Raw genomic sequence first — 16,195 nt, forward strand, 5'->3', positions numbered from 1 at the left:
AAAAAACAATTTATCTCAAGTTAAAACGAGACTTTACTATGAATCACATTGCAATAACGCATAACCCATTTTTAGTAGAAACCAAATTTCTCATTAACGGTCATTCCCCATCTGAAAGTTCGAACATCACGACATACGGCTCTAAGCGCTTACAGCAGTGGGTAGAACAGATTTTTGATGACCTTCAGGCTCTGTTTAATGGCAGCAACGACTTCTTTATTGAGTTCACCGGCGTCGAATCGGACTTCAATGACATTAAAGAAGCTGCCAACAATGCAATCCAAAAAGGCATGTATGTTGAGCTAAAGTTCAAGCCTGTAGCGCCTGCTGAAGAGCGACTGGAAAAAATCAAAGCCCTAATGACACGTGTCAGTGAAGAGTCGCCAAAGTTTGCCAACTATCAAGCGAATGGCGACACAAAAGCCAAGCAAAACTTCGAAGACGCACTGAACAATGATTTTGACGTATATGTAGTCGCCACCATGTCTTCTGGCAAATCCACCTTTATCAACGCTATGCTGGGGCAAGACTTGCTGCCTGCTGCGAACGAAGCAACCACCGCGACCATAGCCCACATTTTTGACGACAAATCCCGAGGCGACGTTTTTTACGGCGAACGTTTCGACAGCAATGGTAACCACCTTGAGCATTTGGATGATGTTAACTTGGCGACCATGAAGGCGTGGAACGCTGACGATGAAACCAAAACCATCAGGTTGAAAGGTAATATCCGTGCTATCAAAGAAAACAACAATGTCCGTCTTGTGCTAACCGACACTCCTGGGCCTAATAACAGCCAAGACCCTGAACATCAGCGAACGACATTGGGATTTATTCAGGATTCAAAGCGTAATCCAATCATTATCTATGTGTTGAATGCGACACAGTTGGCCACAAATGATGATGCTCAGTTACTAAAACTTGTTGCTGACACAATGAGCGAAGGCGGTAAGCAAAGCAAGGATCGCTTCCTGTTTGTGGTGAACAAGATGGACGAGTTTGACCCTGAAAAAGATGAAAACATCGAAAATGTGCTAGACAACGTGAAAAGCTACCTCGAAAAGAACGGCATTTACAACCCGAACATCTACCCTGTTTCAGCACGTATGGCATATCTACTACGCAAGCAAGGTGAATTAAGCCTAAAAGAGCGTCAATTCAAAACGATTAATGCTGAGTCTTTTCTCGAGCTGCCTAGTATGGCATTCCCGCAATACATGTCGGTAAGCTCAACCGTTATGTCAGCCATGCAATACAAAGCGCAACATGATGAAGCACTACAAGACAAATCCATGTGGCGTGTACTGTTAAATAGTGGCTTACCTGGCGTGGAAGCCGTTATCGATGAGTACATCGATAAATACAGCTTTCCAATGCGACTCAATCGCGCGTATTTGGCCATGACTGCGGCTATTGAACGTGGAATGCAAGAGGCCGAGTTACTCAAACAGCTGGAGACTGATGAACAAGCACTTTTAATGCTGCAGTCAGAAATTCACAACCTCAAAGCACGATGTGATAAGGGGTTCAATACTCAGGCTTACAAAGAGCAGCTCAAAAAAGAAGGCCGAGACTTGCCGATTGACGTGCATAATGCTTTGAACGATATAGAAATAGACGTCTATGCACGTATCGGGGAGTTAGGTGATAGGTTTAGCGGTGACGTCAGTAACAGAGAGGCAGAATCCAAAATCGATAGCGCGTCAAATGACATTAAGTTTCTGTTTAATCGCAGCATAAATGAGTACGAGCAGGCATTTGTACGATCACAAGAAATAATTAAAAATGAGTTATATCAAGAGTATCAAAGCTATGTTGCTGCATTATTTCCAGAAAGCAATGCGTTGGAACTTCCTGTTTATCAGGCTCTAAAGCATTCCATTTCGGCCATCTCGCTTGATATCGAATTAAAACAAGATGATATCCGCAAAAAGTCTGTTTTTAGCCACTACGAAAAAGTGTATGACCCCGAACTGTTTAGCCCTTCTACGTGGTTTTCCCGTCGCGAAGTAGCTAAGTACAGAACAGAAGAATACGTTGATCTCCAGGAGCTTTGGAAAGAACGGATTATCATAATCCGCAACCAGTTTGCGTCCTTAAAGGACGACGCTGTTCAACGTATTAGAGAAGACAAGGACAAGCTAATTGATAACTATCTCGCATTCTTGGAGGGCGAGTTTAGCACCAAGTTTGCTGCCATTCTTGCCGATCTGGAACACAAGGTTGAAAACAAGACTCAGCGCGAAAATGCTATTGCTCAAGCAAAAACAGATATCGACGAGATTCGCGCTATCAAGCAAGAGCTGGGAGCCATCTTACAGTTTTAACCCGTTACTGGCCCACTGATAAAATCAATGGGTCTTTAGAGGCCAGATACCATGACAGCATCCACGGAACTTGTTGCGCCAAATTTAACAGCCGCAGAGTTTAAAGCAAAAATTATCGATTTTATTAAAAGCCGGGATTTTAAAGCGGAGTTACTCCGCCAAATTTTGTCAGCACTGCCTGCTGATAAACGAATACTTTTCGAAGAGTGCCGAACCGATAGCACCATAGACCCTATTAGTGATGACAGATATAAGTGGGAGCGTGAGGGGGGGCGCTATTTTTTTAGGCAACTCCATATGGCGGAAAAAAATTTCTGTTTAAAACGAATAGAGCACCTTATTCAGGTGAAAAGTCACTTAACCGAATGTGGTATTGCAGGTTTTTCTCGCCCTGTCTCCAGTTCGACAACAAGCCACAAAGACGCAAAAAGCACAAAGGAGCAAACAATGAGCGCTGATTTTTCATCTGTCGACTTAACAGGGTTTATCCCATCACGATCATTAAGCAACAGCGTAAACGGTGGGGACCTTTCTGCTGTTCGTATTGCTATATTTATGGAAATGAATGATAAGCGCCTATCAACGGCGGTTATTAACCAAGCCATAGCTTGGGCACTCTCTAAATATCCAACCCTTTTTGTTGTTTACGAAGAAAACGCATATTCCCAGCAGATGGAACAAGACAAGGTAAAGTGGGATAGTCACTACTACCACAGTCAAGAGCTTTATGCGACATCTAACTTCTCATTGGAACGCATTCGCCATATGGTCGCAGTGCGTGAGCATGTGTTCACGATTGCACAAAATGATGTTCGCCCTACAACACTGCCGAACACTCAGCCACAACACGCACCGAAGCAATCGACCCCGCATCGAGAGCAACCATCAACAGGCAGCATTCATCGCCCTGAGTCTAAATCTGAGAACAACGTTCTGAGATCCTTTATGCTGATTGGTGGTGTGCTGGCAGCTATCGCCTTAGTCATTCTGGCTGTTATTGTTTAGTGGGACTGATGATGAATCTATCTAAGACTGAAAGGGAAAATCTTACGTCTCAGGCCGGGTTGCTTCCCGCACAACAAGAGGCGCTGACGACGCTATCGACTGCGCATGCATTGGTTAACAAAAGCTACCTTGCGGAACTCAAACACTACGATGTGTTGCCGGTTAAAAACCAACAAAGCGTGCCACTTAACCGTGGTGGCGATGTACGCATTTTCCGCGTGGAACGTTTGGTTCAGGAAAACAAACAATCGGTATTAGAAAGCACCACCGCGGCTTACACTGCATTGGGTGCAGCCGGATATACGGTGTTCCTTTTCCTAAAATCTGACGGAAAAGAAACTCTACTCTACATCGGCACACGCGGTGAGCCAGGGAAAATGTTGGGCCAAAACTCGGGAGATTTGTTACAAGAGACTTTCAAAGGGCATTTCCCAGGTAGCAAGTTGACTTCGTTAAATGGTACGCAGGTAGATGCGTTATTGGATGGACTTTGTGAGGAAAGTTCAAGCAAAACAGTTACCGCCGTCAGCAGCGTACCGGGTCTTTCTACAGAAGACCAGACTCACTTTATGCAAGGACTAGAGCGTTTTATTGACGCGGCAGAAAGCCGTACTTATGAGGGGCTGATTCTCGCAGAGCCCGTTTCTATGCAAGCATTGAATAACGTTCGCACAGGCTATGAGCAAGTAGCAACCCAGCTTTCCGCACTTTCAAATCGCCAATATAGCTATGGCATTCAGGACAGCGATGCGATCAACCTGAGCATCAGTGAAGGGCTGAGCCACTCTTTGGGCGAAAGCCTAGGGCTGACCGAAACAACAGGTACCAGTGAAAGTACAACGACCTCGATTTCCCATTCTCACTCCACCAATAAAAGTAAATCCTCTCCAAATAAAAAGGATAAAATAATTGGAATGGGAACGATGGCGCTAGGCTCTGCTGTGGGCTTTCTCGCTGGGCCTTTAGGGGGCATGATTGGTGGACAAATTGGTGGCCAAGTTGCAAGCATGTTCCAAACAACAGACACTGTCGGCACTTCTGATTCCACCTCAACAAGTAAAAGCAGCACCCATTCGACGAACCAATCGACGGCAACAAGTGCCACAACAACAGAAACTGACACACATAGCACGACCAACACCAAAGGACTAACGCAGACCCACGGCTCAACACAACAAGTAAGTTTTGAGACAGCGGACAAAGGCATTTTGAATATGCTGGAGAAGGTCGATCACCACCTAAACCGGATCAACGAAGCAAAAAGCCACGGTGGCTGGCTCAGTACCGCTTACTTTGTCAGTGACAGTGCCGCCTCCAGTGAAGCCCTATCAAGCATTTTCTTGGGCCTGACCCGCGGTACTCAGTCATCTATGGAAGATTTCGCTCTGACCACATGGGCTGGCAAAAAAGCCAATGCGATAACCCAATGGTTGGGGCAGCTCATGCACCCTCGACTTGAGCCGAGTTTTGTAGGGAATACTCACATCCCCTACCTCACTCCTGCAACCTTGGTATCGAGCAAGGAGATGGCCCTTCAGCTGAGCCTTCCCCGCCGCTCGACATCTACCGTCGTGGTGCAAGAAACCGCCGCATTTGGCCGGAAAGTACAAACGCTGAACGCGGATATAACCGACACTAACTCGCGAACAATATCGCTGGGCCAAGTACGTCACTTGTGGACTGACTTGCCACAAACTGTTGAGTTGGACCTTGACCAACTGACAAGCCACACCCTGATCACTGGCTCAACAGGTTCAGGCAAAAGCAATACTGTTTACGCGCTACTGTATCAAGCAATACAGCAAGAGATTCCTTTCTTGGTCATTGAGCCTGCAAAGGGAGAGTACAAGCACGTCTTCGGAAATCGCCAAGATGTGTGTGTTTTGGGTACAAATGACCGATTTACAGAACTACTTAAAATCAATCCGTTTTCTTTCCCTGAACAAACCCATATCCTTGAACATGCGGATCGCTTGATTGAAGTATTTAACGTCTGCTGGCCAATGTATGCCGCAATGCCTGCCATTCTCAAAGATGCAGTGTTGAGAAGTTATGAGGCCTGTGGATGGGATTTGCGTGACTCGACGTCAACACTCAGTTCTCCGTTGTTCCCGACCTTTGCTGACTTGCTTATGCAGCTAGAGTCCGTCATCGCCCAATCGGCATACTCTGACGAAATGAAGAGCAACTATACAGGTGCATTAGTCACGCGTGTTCGGTCAATGGTTAACGGACTGAACGGCCAAATCTTTGCCGCTGATGAAATCAGCAATGTCGACCTGTTCGACCGAAACGTCATCATCGATTTGAGCCGAGTCGGGTCGCAGGAAACCAAATCGCTTCTAATGGGGCTATTGATCATTAGACTTGGTGAATACCGTGCAGAGCACATGCTTATGAACCAACCTCTCAAACACATTACGGTGTTGGAAGAAGCCCATAATATCTTGCGAGCAAACCCATCAACGAATGGCGCAGAAGGTAGCAGTGTTGCGGAGAAATCAGTTGAAATGCTGTCGAATGCCATCGCAGAAATGCGAACGTATGGCGAAGGCTTTATTATCGCGGATCAATCACCGTCAGCGGTACATATTTCAGCCATTCGCAATACCAACACGAAAATCTTGATGCGCTTGCCAGATGAAGCAGACCGCTTGTTGGCAGGTAAATCTGCGGCACTAACGGAAGATCAGATTGACGAAATGGCCCGTTTGCCTCGAGGGGTAGCGGTGGTCTATCAGAACGAATGGCTCGAAGCTGTGTTATGCAAAGTTAGCCGTTTTCCTGGGCAAGAAAGCCTTTACCAGTATCGGGCAATGCCAACCAACGCAATGAGTGAAATGACATTCCGCTTTAATCTACTCACTCATCTTTTGAGTGGGTACAATCAAGTGAAGTCAGAAACAAATGAAGAGCAATTGGCAGAAACGCTCTTTCGAAGCAATTTGCCAGCGGCAATGAAATTTCGACTTGTACAGTATTTGCGTACCGGTATCACTGATCTCTTTTTCCGCGATTTCGCTTTTCTAGTACCTCATATTTTGGATTGTAACCACCTGCTAGAAAGCGTTATTTGCGAGGCTAAGAGCGTAGAACAAATACATTGTCGTCTCCAAATGCTGGTATTGGATAAGTTCAACAATGCGTCTCAGGAGCAAGTTATTATGATCATCCAGGCTCTACTGCGGTCATTAGTCCCCAAAGGGGAGATATACATAAAACTCTACTCAGAGTGGAAACAGTTTGCTAAACCGAGAGTTGCATAATGATGGATTTATTAGCGATAAAAGAGATTGCAAGTAAGTTGCAGCCCGAACTTTCGAAATTGTTAGAGAGTATTGATGTAAATAGCATCGACTTAAATGAACTTGACCGCCCTATCTTAGAGCAAGTGGATGCGAAGCCTGAATGTGAAGAAGGCGAGGCCAGACCTTTGACCCAAGAAGAGAAGGATTACTATAGAGAAAAGATCGGTTGCTCAGGGAGTTTACTTGAAAATGCGACTATTGATGGAAATGGAAAAATTTACATAAAAACAATAAATGAAAGCAAAGAAGGTCAAACAGGTGAAGATGGCGTTATATATGAACGCAAAATAGTTGAAATAAATGGGGTAGAAATTGAAGGTGTGTTCCCGCAATTCAATAGTGCAATTGATGTACAACTGCCTGAAGAGTTGATCCAGGCAAGAGACACTGCGCAAGCAGAATATGCGAATGAAGCACTTAAAGAAAAAGTTGACAGCGATCCTGCGTTTGCAAAGCAGTTCAGCAATGAACAGTTAGAACAAATTGAAAATGGTGAAACCCCTGATGGCTATACTTGGCATCACAATGAAGAGCCCGGGAAAATGCAGCTGATTAGCACTGAAGATCACAATAATAACCGACATACTGGTGGCAAAGCCATTTGGGGCGGCGGAAAAGAAAACCGTTGATTTAGAGGATAACGAAAATGAAAGAATGGCGTTACATAAAACCTTTGGCGGCGGATAGTCTCATTCCTGACGCTGAAGAAAAATTAGGCTACAACTTCGTCGACTCCTATATCGACTTTGTTAAGAAATATAATGGAAGCCGACCTCCTGTCAGTATATTTAGTACCAGTACATCGCAAGAAAGAACGATAAAGTCCTTTTTGTCATTCAACCCCACTGATGTAGAAAACATCATTAAGTTGAACAATGGTGTCTCAGAGATCTCTGTAAAACTGGTTGCTTTTGCGATAGATAACTTTGGCAACTACATTTGCTTTAACAAGGAAAATGATGCGGTTGTTTTTCTGGACTTTGAGTCAGGAGAAACAGAACTTATCGACAAGACGTTTTCAGATTTCTTACTCAAAATCGATAGTTAATTATGAAGAAGCTAGAATATTAGTAGATAAAAAGGGCCGTATTGGTCACTTTATAGAGGGCTGAATAGGCTTGTTAAAGTGACCTTTTGGCAATCATTTCTCCGTCTTATGGGTGTGCTTCCCACTCTTTATACTTCACGTTCAATATATTAAGGTGTTTATCGCTACGTTATTCTAATCGATTCTTGACCGTTACTTCACCGAGACCAACACCTGTTGTTAGCACGGTTACTGGTGATATCGAGGGGGTCAACTATGGGAGACAAGTTCAAGATTACACTCACTGAAAAACCATGCCTGTCTTACTATTTTAAAATCATTTTGGTTAACAGAATGTAGCTCTCTGTGACTGCATATTTGCTTTAAATATGAAGTTAACACTATTTTTAGTTATCAAAATTGATCAAATGTTGATCGGTGAAAAGACCGGTTTTCGTGACCGTGACCACCAAGTTGTTGTTAATAGTCGTTAATGTTTAGTCCGATTGTCATTCGAATAATGCTAATTAAATCAATTGACAACAATTTAGGCAAAATAGGTAACGCACTAAAATCCATATCTGCACGGCCTGTCACGCCGGGGGTCGCGGGTTCGAGTCCCGTCCGCTCCGCCAAATTGCAAAAAGCCCCATCGAAAGATGGGGCTTTTTGCTTTTTACTGATCTCCTTAATTTCTGCGCTGTTCATCTTATTAGCGATGAGACTCGATTCAAATGTCAGCAAGGATCACGCTGAAATCTTAATATGATTAAGTGATAGCTACTGTGGAGCCTGTGCTGTGTCGGTGAGGATGACTTCAACCCGACGGTTTTGCTGGCGGCCACTGGCGGACTCATTATTGGCAACCGGTGAGCTTTCACCTTTACCTAGGCTACTGAGCCGATTGGATTGGATCCCTTTTCCTTGTAAAAAATGGCTAACACTATCAGCTCTTTGCTGCGATAAACCCAGATTGTATTGTTCACTGCCTACACTATCTGTATACCCTTCAATCATGGCACCACGCGCGGGATACTTGTTCAGAAAGTTCGCTAGGTTGGTTAGATGTTGACTGGTCGATGACTTAAGATCCGCTTTGGCAGTGTCAAATAAAACATCACCTAAGGTTACGACCCAACCACGTTCTGACTGACGGGCATTCAGCAATGTGAGCTGGGCTTGCAGTTCGGTCGTTTCCTGACGCGCATCTGCAGCATCAGCACGGGCTAGTCGCGCATCTTGATGGGCTTGATTGGCCTCTGTGGTGCGAGCATCCAATCTGGCGTCATCGCGTTTTTTAGCGAGGACTTTGTGTTGATCCTCGGCAAAGCGGCTCTGCGCTTGAGCTAAGGCAATATTGACTTTCTTATCAGCAACAAACACTAGGTGCTGTGATTGTTGCTCATCTTTTACCGGTTGTTCAGCAGCGCGAACGGCTTCTTCAGCTTGTTTAATGGCAGCAGGGGCTAAAATTGCCAGTTCATTATTCGCTTGCAGTTTATTAAGTTCTGTACGGATATCACCGATGCCTTCAGCTATTTTGGGCGTACTGCTACAAGCTGCTACAGTGGTTAGGAGTAGGCTATATGCCAGTATTTGGCTAAAACGTAAAGGCAGACCCGACGAAGCGATAAGTTTTTTCATTACTGAATTCCTCCTGAACGGCGCAACATTTCTTGCTGCAGTATGCTGATATTGTTTTTCATTTCATTATTGACGCTATTGGCTTGTGCCAGCTCAGCGCGAGCTTGTGCCAGTTCGGCCTCAAGGCTCGCCTCTATGGCGTAACGATCGGCGCTGACAGTGTCCATATTGAGTAATGCGCTGCTTGCAGATTGAAGTTTAAGTCTGGCCTGTGCCAGTTCATTTGAGGCATATTGGCCGACTCTTGCTTGCTCAGCGCGGGCAATGGTGTGTTCAGCCCGTTCCATTTCTGCGGTCTTAGTCAATGGCGTTGAACTACAGCCCACGAGCGCTGTTGCAATACAGCCTGCCAATAAGAAGTGCTTGGCTCGCTGTAAACCGATTGGATATTGCTGTGGTTGTTGATTTTTATTGATGTTCATTTGAAATTCCTTTCTCGGAAACAGTGCACCGAGTGTGGTCTTTAGGTTTGTTATTGCACCATGCACAGTCAATATGCTGGTGAATAGCCCCATTTTTGAGTCAGTTGGTATGAGTGAGTAATTTGACGCCACGGAAATTCATGATCTACTCCTCTGAGTAAAGAGGGCCGGTACACTAAGGGTTGCATCGGCTTGAGCTAAACGCAGTGTGTTACTGCATGGTTTAGTTTTTGCACTTAATCAATGAAACTTTTCCCTGTTTGTTCGTCACGTTCTAGGCTAACGAGTGATGATTTGGCTCTTTTTCAGTCCAGTTATCTTCCTTGTCGTTTGATTTAAGTTCTTCAACCTCGCTTATTGTGTGTGCTTTTACTGGTATCCACGTCTTGTTTAGCTTTATCTGCAACTGTGGTTTTGATCATCTGACGGTTGCGGGCTACGACGGGAGGATTGGCTTTGTTGGTGTCGGAATTTTGTGCATCGTTATCGATGGATTTATGTTGTTCTGTGAATTTTTTCATATAAACCTCAAGTAACCCGGTGTAGTGCAAGAGTGCATGAACCGTACATTCAGCATGACCTGCTAAATATTGAACGTCTGTGCGTTAGCGCGCATGGGATTAGTGATGGCAATATTGGCCGCTCGGCACGTTTTTTGTTTGCTGGGCGGGCCGATATAATCAATAATAATTCATTGATTACAAAGGTAATGTGTCGGATATTAGGCTGCATCAGTTTGCGCCATGTTGGCGTGTAGGGTTGATGACTGCCTGTTTTGTTTATGCTCTGCAGTACCATTGTGGGTTTAGTACTGAAGTGGCATATGGGATAACGATAGAATGGCTGTTGTACGAGTGGTCTAGCCATCCGTTATGTGTATTTTTATCCACAGTACGTTTATGTTTGCTGCGCTTGTTGAGGTGGCATCAGCCGTTCTGATTCCTGCTTAACGACTGCGTAACATTCACAACAGGTTTGTTCTAGTAACGCGCGATCGACCACTTCAATATTCCCACGACTGTAATTGATAATTCCCATGCGCTGCAGTTTGCCTGCCGCATCGGTGACACCTTCACGGCGTACGCCGAGCATATTAGCAATCAATTCCTGTGTCATCAGCACGCGATCATCGGGTAGCCTATCTATCGAAAGTAGTAACCAACGACACAGTTGCTGTTCAATACTATGATGGCGATTGCAAACTGCTGTCTGGGCCATTTGGGTCAGTAGCACCTGACTGTAACGTAGTAACAGATGGAGCAGGGCGCCATGACGGTTAAATTCATCTTTAAGCCGCTGACCAAACAATCGATAGGCAACGCCAGCACTTTGCACTACAGCGCGACTCGTGGTGCTTTCTCCTCCCATAAACAGTGCAACGCCGACCATACCATCATTGCCAACGACAGCAATTTCAGCGGATGCCCCATTTTCCATCACATATAGTAGCGAAATAATCGAGTCCAGCGGGAAATACACATAACGCTGCTTTGAGCCTGCTTCACAGACCACTTGTCCGAGTTCTAATGGAACCAGTTTCAGATGCGGGAAAATACGTTGTTTGACTTCTTCTGGCAATTCACATAACAACCGATTGGATTCTGGCGGGAAGTGAGTTTCCGGTGGCGGTCGCTCTGATACAGATTTCAGTTTTAGTGTGTCCATTATGATAGCGTTCCTTGTTTGGTGATGTCGCTAACTCAGGTTACAGCGAGAAACACCTATGCTATGTACGGTAGCGAACATAATGGCAGGTTTTTTGAATCGTTGAGTGAAAAATATGCACTTAAGTGCGCATTGAGTGATAGCAGCTACAGCAACGGGCAAGTAGAGCTTGCCGATCAAGAATATGTAATCGCCCACGATTATATGAAATGCTGCCTCGGGTCTGTAAATTGCCTGCGGCCTCGGTAATACTGCTTCGCCTAACACCCTGCATGTCGGCTAAAAATTGATGGGTTAGATATAACTCATCAGTCTGAATTCGGTCGTGACTCATTAGCAACCAACGTGCTAGTCGAGACTCAATGGAGTGAAAATGGGCACAGACTGCATTTTGTGATAATTGGCATAACAAAGTGTATAGATAAGTCTCTACTATTTGCTTCAGATTGGTATTTTGAGCGAGCAAGCCTTCAAAGGTTTCAATGGGGAGCCGCCAAGCTTGACCAGAACCTTGGATGATCGCCTCTGAAGGCACTTGCCGAGTGCCCAGCAAAGTCGTCGCCCCAAGCATACCTTCGTAACCAATCAAACCCATTTCCAATGCAGGATGTTTGGGGAGTTTAGCAATCAAAGAAATAAAAGCCGTTAAGGGAAAATAGACATATTGATATGACTCGCCAGGCTTGCACAGTAAGTCGGCAAAGTTAAGTTGGACTAATTCAGCTTGCGATAATAAATCCGCTTGTTCCACCACTGGCAGATGACGGATTAATCGGTTCTGAATTTGTGGGGTTAATGTGTCTTGGTGTTGAGTGGGCATAGCGGTTCAACCTGTGGTGGCATTGACTTGGCACCAGAAAATCTGCTGCAAAATGAAGGGCCGCAGCATCAGAACGGGGCTGCGGAATGATGGAGATTAAATGACTAGTTTTTTAGTTGCGGTGAAGGTGCGCCAGATTTTAGTTGCATATCGTTTTTGACTGAAATAACGCCGGGGACTTTGCTTGTTAGTTTTACCGCAGTATTGATATCTTCTCGCGATTTTACAAACCCGCTGAGCTGGACCACGCCTTTAAAGGTTTCAACATTAATCTCGGCCACACTTAAGTTTTTATCACCTAAAATGGCAGCTTTCACTTTGGTGGTGACCACACTGTCGTCTAAATACTCGCCAGTACCTTCTTTGTTGTATGCAGAACTGCAACTGGCCACGGCGACTAAGCCTAGAGCCAGCAGGAAGATACTTAACATTTTAATTGTTCTCATCAGATTATCCTTTTTGATAAAGAGTAAAAATGGGGCGCATTAGCTAACGCGTCCCGTTAACAGCAATATAATCAGCACCAGTAGTACTATGCCTATAAAGCCACCTGGACGATAACCCCAGTTTCGGCTATGGGGCCAAGTGGGGAGCATGCCGAGAAATAACAAAATTAAAATAATCAATAAAATAGTCGCAATTGACATGGCTAATCTTCCTGATACCGGGGCAATTTTGCACTGGGTAACATGAGTCTGTGCCGTAGCAAATGGGATGTCGGTACGCTGGCGCACTTAGAGGGATCTGACGAGTCGATGTGTTTATATTCGCATTACCTGATAAGCGGTATGCCGAACAGAGCGAGTGATTGTAGAGATGCATACTCTAACTTATGTCCAATGACGGACATGTTCAATTCGAAACCAACGTTTGGTATTTCACTTATTCCGTTGTCCAGTTTCATGGGCTGCGCTAATAAAGAGGTCAACAAAATGAATTATCATGATCGCGATGTTTACGGCATTTACAACAATCCACAGTTCGCTTCTCCATCATTGGCACAAGGACCCGGCCCATATCTGATGGGCGCTGAAACACTGATCGGCAATAATGTTGTTAATAATTCTGGTGAAACCTTAGGGGATATCAAAGAAATTATGCTTGAAGTGGAAACGGGCCACGTCGGGTATGCGGTACTGTCGTTCAGTACTTATTTTGGTTTTGGAGAAAAGCTGTTTGCAGTGCCTTGGAAGATGCTGACACTTAATCATGAGCAAAAATGTTTTGTCATGGACATCTCATTAGAGCGACTCAAAACGGCGCCGGGGTTTGATAAAGGCCATTGGCCCAATATGAAAGATGTTGAATGGGAAAACGAACTGCACGATTACTATGGTAGCCGTAGGGATTAATGGTGTTAAGCAGGGGATTTATCCCCTGCGTTATTATTTGGATTCAGTAAATATGTATAAGTGTGGTTGTGTCTATCAAGTGAGTAGGGCCCACACGCATTTTAGTTGTTAGGAATTTGCTTATCGCCATGGTTGAAACCTAATAATGATAAAAGTTTGAGCTAGCGTATTATCGAAAGTCACTAGCGTGTATCGCTGATCAATGTCTTCGCTTTATCAAATGATTAAAGCCTTGTCGAAAGATAAGGCTTTTTTGTTTTTCTATTTTAAGTTTAAATCCCTATTTAAGGTAAATCTGATGTTTTCGGATTTGTACTACAGCTTATTTTACTTGATGTCGCTAGATTGCTCCGTTTTCTTGATTTTTTCTCCATAGGTGATGAGGGAAGAGTCATATTTAACAGTAGATATATCGAATAGATAATTTCAGCTTACTGTTCATGCTGTTGTCATCTGCGTCATTAAAGCTAAGCTCATTAGTATTTAGCTCAGTTATCTAAAGGATTTATATGGTTGAACACATTACTGGCATGCTAGCGCTAATTGGAGTGCTATCGTTATTTTGTCAATGGCTTGGCTGGAAACTGCGGTTACCAGCGATTTTACCCTTGTTGCTATGTGGGCTCACTTTAGGCCCAGTGCTTGGATTCCTCAATCCTGATGCGATTTTTGGTGATTTGCTTTTTCCGATAATTTCCCTCGGGGTCGCCGTGATTTTATTTGAAGGGGCTTTGACTCTTAACTTTAAAGAAATCAAAGATCATGGTCGTATGGTGACGCATCTTGTGACTATCGGTACCGTGATCACTTGGGCCTGTATCAGTACGGCCACCTTTTATTTACTGGATTTTAGTTGGGAAATTGCATTGCTCTTTGGGGCGCTAGTGGTAGTGACTGGACCTACGGTTATCGTGCCAATGCTCAGAAGTGTGCGTCCTAAATCCCCGCTGGCGAGTATTTTGCGTTGGGAAGGTATAGTGATTGACCCAATAGGTGCGCTGCTCGCAGTGTTAGTCTTTGAATACATAACCGTTGCTAGCGATCAAACGACGCATGTGCTCTATGCCTTAGGCTCTATGTTGTCCCTCGGATTAGGACTTGGCGCAGTAGCGGGTTATCTAACGGGACAAATCTTAAGACACAACCTATTGCCACACTATCTGCGTAATACCGCCGTTTTGACCTTAATGCTGGGTATCTTTGTCGGCTCGAACCTATTACAAGAAGAATCGGGTTTATTGACTGTGACGGTTATGGGCATTTGGCTTGCGAATATGCGTGGTGTGGATATTGCTGAAATCCTTGAATTTAAAGAAACATTAACCGTACTATTAATTTCTGCACTGTTTATTTTACTGGCGGCGCGATTAGATTCTAATGCCATGCTCGGCTTAGGTTGGGGTGGACTGGGTGTTTTAGCGGTGACCATGTTATTGGCACGACCGCTGAGTATTTGGGCTTCTGGTATAGGCACATCTCTGTCGAAAGCGGATAAGTGGTTTTTATGCTGGATTGCCCCTCGAGGTATTGTGGCCGCGGCGGTATCTTCTTTATTTGCAATCAAGTTAGAAGCCAACAATGTGCAGGGCGCAGATGCAATTGTGCCCTTAGTGTTCTTAATTATTATCGGCACTGTAGTGGTCCAAAGTTTAACGGCGGGACGTTGGGCACGATTTCTTGGGGTTAAAGCCGATTCTGCCCAAGGTTTATTGATCTTTGGTGCCTCTAAATTTTCCAGAGAGTTAGCTAAAATTTTAAAAGCCAAAGATGTCAAAGTGCTACTGGCTGATAATAACTGGGATAACATTCGCCTTGCGCGTATGGATAATATTCCAGTGTATTTTGGTAATCCTGTTTCGGAACATGCTGAAACTTATATGGATTTAACTGGAATTGGCCGCGTGTTGATTATTTCACCTTACCGACAGTTAAACCCGTTAGTGAGCTTTCATTTCCAAGACTTTTTTGGTGCTAAAAAAGTTTTTGGTCTTAATAATACCGAAGTAGGCAGTGCGCGCCACCAGCTCTCTGAAAGTTATAAGCAACGTTTATGTTTGTTTGGTGATGCAGTGTCTTATGCCAAGATAGCCAGCCTAATGGCGAAAGGCGCTCAACTGAAAGTAACGAATTTAACCGAAAACTTCAGCTTTGAACATTTTCGTAAGCGTTACGGTGAGACGGCAATACCACTGGTTTACCTGACGAAAGAAGGTAAGGTCGTCGTTGTTTCGGGTAATGATACCGTATTTCCGAATGGCATTGAGCTTATCAGTCTATTGCCAATTGAAGCCTTAGAAGAAGCCAAAGTGCAGCAAGCAATTGCAGAGCGGGAAGCCCAAGAAAAAGCAGCAGAATCTGCTTTAGCAAAGGTAAAAGCGGAAGAGCATGAAAGCGAAGGTGATGACGCTGTTGGATAAGTTAAAGTTACCAAAAGATTTATTATCGAAATATTTTTTGACTAGCTGAAGAATATTTCTCAAATAGCACATTCAAGGCATCATAGCTGCGTGAGTTTTATGGCCAATCTTACTGCAGCTATAGATTACAGCCCAAAAAAGAGTATTAAAAATAACTTGGCTAGAAAGCCATGTTTATGCAGAAAGTTAGCTCTTATACAAGCAGTCA

At 44.4% G+C, this 16,195-nt stretch carries 15 protein-coding genes; 7 read left to right on the forward strand and 8 right to left on the reverse strand.

The window, feature by feature from the left end:
• The first annotated feature begins 38 nt into the window (after nt 1-38).
• From L5L91_RS09675 to L5L91_RS09695, 5 genes are read left to right on the forward strand one after another with little or no spacing between them, the layout of a single operon-like run.
• On the forward strand, nt 39-2,327 hold the full coding sequence (locus tag L5L91_RS09675) for a dynamin family protein (protein ID WP_263236266.1): 2,289 nt from the start codon (nt 39-41) through the stop codon (nt 2,325-2,327).
• A 51-nt stretch (nt 2,328-2,378) separates the two neighbouring features.
• Nucleotides 2,379-3,332, forward strand: a complete 954-nt coding sequence (locus tag L5L91_RS09680; protein ID WP_263236268.1) for a hypothetical protein — start codon at nt 2,379-2,381, stop codon at nt 3,330-3,332.
• Nucleotides 3,333-3,343: 11 nt separating this feature from the next.
• The gene (locus tag L5L91_RS09685) at nt 3,344-6,598 is read left to right on the forward strand and encodes an ATP-binding protein (protein WP_263236270.1); all 3,255 of its coding nucleotides are present in this window, start codon (nt 3,344-3,346) and stop codon (nt 6,596-6,598) included.
• A complete protein-coding gene (locus L5L91_RS09690) occupies nt 6,598-7,269 on the forward strand; it encodes an HNH endonuclease (RefSeq protein WP_263236271.1) in 672 nt (223 codons plus the stop codon). Before L5L91_RS09685 ends, L5L91_RS09690 begins: the two co-directional genes overlap by 1 nt.
• Before the next feature lie 17 nt (nt 7,270-7,286).
• Entirely contained in the window at nt 7,287-7,688 is a 402-nt protein-coding gene (locus L5L91_RS09695) for an SMI1/KNR4 family protein (RefSeq protein ID WP_218678024.1), read from the forward strand.
• Between the two features lie 459 nt (nt 7,689-8,147).
• Here L5L91_RS09695 and L5L91_RS09700 read toward each other — a convergent pair whose 3' ends face one another.
• From L5L91_RS09700 to L5L91_RS09735, 8 genes are all read right to left on the reverse strand, one after another.
• Nucleotides 8,148-8,375, reverse strand: coding sequence for a hypothetical protein (locus L5L91_RS09700; protein WP_263236276.1), 228 nt, complete (start codon nt 8,373-8,375; stop codon nt 8,148-8,150).
• 72 nt (nt 8,376-8,447) lie between these two features.
• The gene (locus L5L91_RS09705) at nt 8,448-9,311 is read right to left on the reverse strand and encodes an OmpA family protein (RefSeq protein ID WP_028760081.1); all 864 of its coding nucleotides are present in this window, start codon (nt 9,309-9,311) and stop codon (nt 8,448-8,450) included.
• Entirely contained in the window at nt 9,311-9,733 is a 423-nt protein-coding gene (locus L5L91_RS09710) for a DUF4398 domain-containing protein (RefSeq protein WP_131525782.1), read from the reverse strand. Before L5L91_RS09710 ends, L5L91_RS09705 begins: the two co-directional genes overlap by 1 nt.
• Before the next feature lie 344 nt (nt 9,734-10,077).
• Complete coding sequence (locus tag L5L91_RS09715) at nt 10,078-10,254, reverse strand: hypothetical protein (RefSeq protein WP_231466230.1); 177 nt, start codon at nt 10,252-10,254, stop codon at nt 10,078-10,080.
• Between the two features lie 376 nt (nt 10,255-10,630).
• Nucleotides 10,631-11,398, reverse strand: a complete 768-nt coding sequence (locus L5L91_RS09720; protein WP_263236280.1) for a Crp/Fnr family transcriptional regulator — start codon at nt 11,396-11,398, stop codon at nt 10,631-10,633.
• A 121-nt stretch (nt 11,399-11,519) separates the two neighbouring features.
• The gene (locus L5L91_RS09725; RefSeq protein ID WP_263236282.1) at nt 11,520-12,218 is read right to left on the reverse strand and encodes a Crp/Fnr family transcriptional regulator; all 699 of its coding nucleotides are present in this window, start codon (nt 12,216-12,218) and stop codon (nt 11,520-11,522) included.
• A 104-nt stretch (nt 12,219-12,322) separates the two neighbouring features.
• Nucleotides 12,323-12,664 (reverse strand): BON domain-containing protein, encoded by a 342-nt coding sequence (locus L5L91_RS09730; RefSeq protein WP_028760077.1) that lies wholly within the window; start codon nt 12,662-12,664, stop codon nt 12,323-12,325.
• Between the two features lie 39 nt (nt 12,665-12,703).
• Complete coding sequence (locus tag L5L91_RS09735; RefSeq protein ID WP_219233657.1) at nt 12,704-12,865, reverse strand: DUF3309 family protein; 162 nt, start codon at nt 12,863-12,865, stop codon at nt 12,704-12,706.
• A gap of 285 nt (nt 12,866-13,150) precedes the next feature.
• Here L5L91_RS09735 and L5L91_RS09740 point away from each other — a divergent pair, with 285 nt between their 5' ends.
• Nucleotides 13,151-13,570 (forward strand): PRC-barrel domain-containing protein, encoded by a 420-nt coding sequence (locus tag L5L91_RS09740; RefSeq protein WP_028760076.1) that lies wholly within the window; start codon nt 13,151-13,153, stop codon nt 13,568-13,570.
• Nucleotides 13,571-14,079: 509 nt separating this feature from the next.
• Complete coding sequence (locus L5L91_RS09745) at nt 14,080-15,987, forward strand: cation:proton antiporter (RefSeq protein WP_263236285.1); 1,908 nt, start codon at nt 14,080-14,082, stop codon at nt 15,985-15,987.
• The last annotated feature ends 208 nt before the right edge of the window (nt 15,988-16,195 follow it).

The sequence above is a fragment of the Shewanella sp. SM55 genome (assembly GCF_025654025.1).
Lineage (GTDB): Bacteria > Pseudomonadota > Gammaproteobacteria > Enterobacterales > Shewanellaceae > Shewanella > Shewanella oncorhynchi.

What these genes read in the sequence shown, in the direction of transcription:
- L5L91_RS09675 (WP_263236266.1), top strand. Translation starts at nt 39, where the DNA reads ATGAATCACATTGCAATAACGCATAACCCATTTTTAGTAGAAACCAAA.
- L5L91_RS09680 (WP_263236268.1), top strand. Translation starts at nt 2,379, where the DNA reads ATGACAGCATCCACGGAACTTGTTGCGCCAAATTTAACAGCCGCAGAG.
- L5L91_RS09685 (WP_263236270.1), top strand. Translation starts at nt 3,344, where the DNA reads ATGAATCTATCTAAGACTGAAAGGGAAAATCTTACGTCTCAGGCCGGG.
- L5L91_RS09690 (WP_263236271.1), top strand. Translation starts at nt 6,598, where the DNA reads ATGATGGATTTATTAGCGATAAAAGAGATTGCAAGTAAGTTGCAGCCC.
- L5L91_RS09695 (WP_218678024.1), top strand. Translation starts at nt 7,287, where the DNA reads ATGAAAGAATGGCGTTACATAAAACCTTTGGCGGCGGATAGTCTCATT.
- L5L91_RS09700 (WP_263236276.1), bottom strand. Translation starts at nt 8,375, where the DNA reads ATGAACAGCGCAGAAATTAAGGAGATCAGTAAAAAGCAAAAAGCCCCA.
- L5L91_RS09705 (WP_028760081.1), bottom strand. Translation starts at nt 9,311, where the DNA reads ATGAAAAAACTTATCGCTTCGTCGGGTCTGCCTTTACGTTTTAGCCAA.
- L5L91_RS09710 (WP_131525782.1), bottom strand. Translation starts at nt 9,733, where the DNA reads ATGAACATCAATAAAAATCAACAACCACAGCAATATCCAATCGGTTTA.
- L5L91_RS09715 (WP_231466230.1), bottom strand. Translation starts at nt 10,254, where the DNA reads ATGAAAAAATTCACAGAACAACATAAATCCATCGATAACGATGCACAA.
- L5L91_RS09720 (WP_263236280.1), bottom strand. Translation starts at nt 11,398, where the DNA reads ATGGACACACTAAAACTGAAATCTGTATCAGAGCGACCGCCACCGGAA.
- L5L91_RS09725 (WP_263236282.1), bottom strand. Translation starts at nt 12,218, where the DNA reads ATGCCCACTCAACACCAAGACACATTAACCCCACAAATTCAGAACCGA.
- L5L91_RS09730 (WP_028760077.1), bottom strand. Translation starts at nt 12,664, where the DNA reads ATGAGAACAATTAAAATGTTAAGTATCTTCCTGCTGGCTCTAGGCTTA.
- L5L91_RS09735 (WP_219233657.1), bottom strand. Translation starts at nt 12,865, where the DNA reads ATGTCAATTGCGACTATTTTATTGATTATTTTAATTTTGTTATTTCTC.
- L5L91_RS09740 (WP_028760076.1), top strand. Translation starts at nt 13,151, where the DNA reads ATGAATTATCATGATCGCGATGTTTACGGCATTTACAACAATCCACAG.
- L5L91_RS09745 (WP_263236285.1), top strand. Translation starts at nt 14,080, where the DNA reads ATGGTTGAACACATTACTGGCATGCTAGCGCTAATTGGAGTGCTATCG.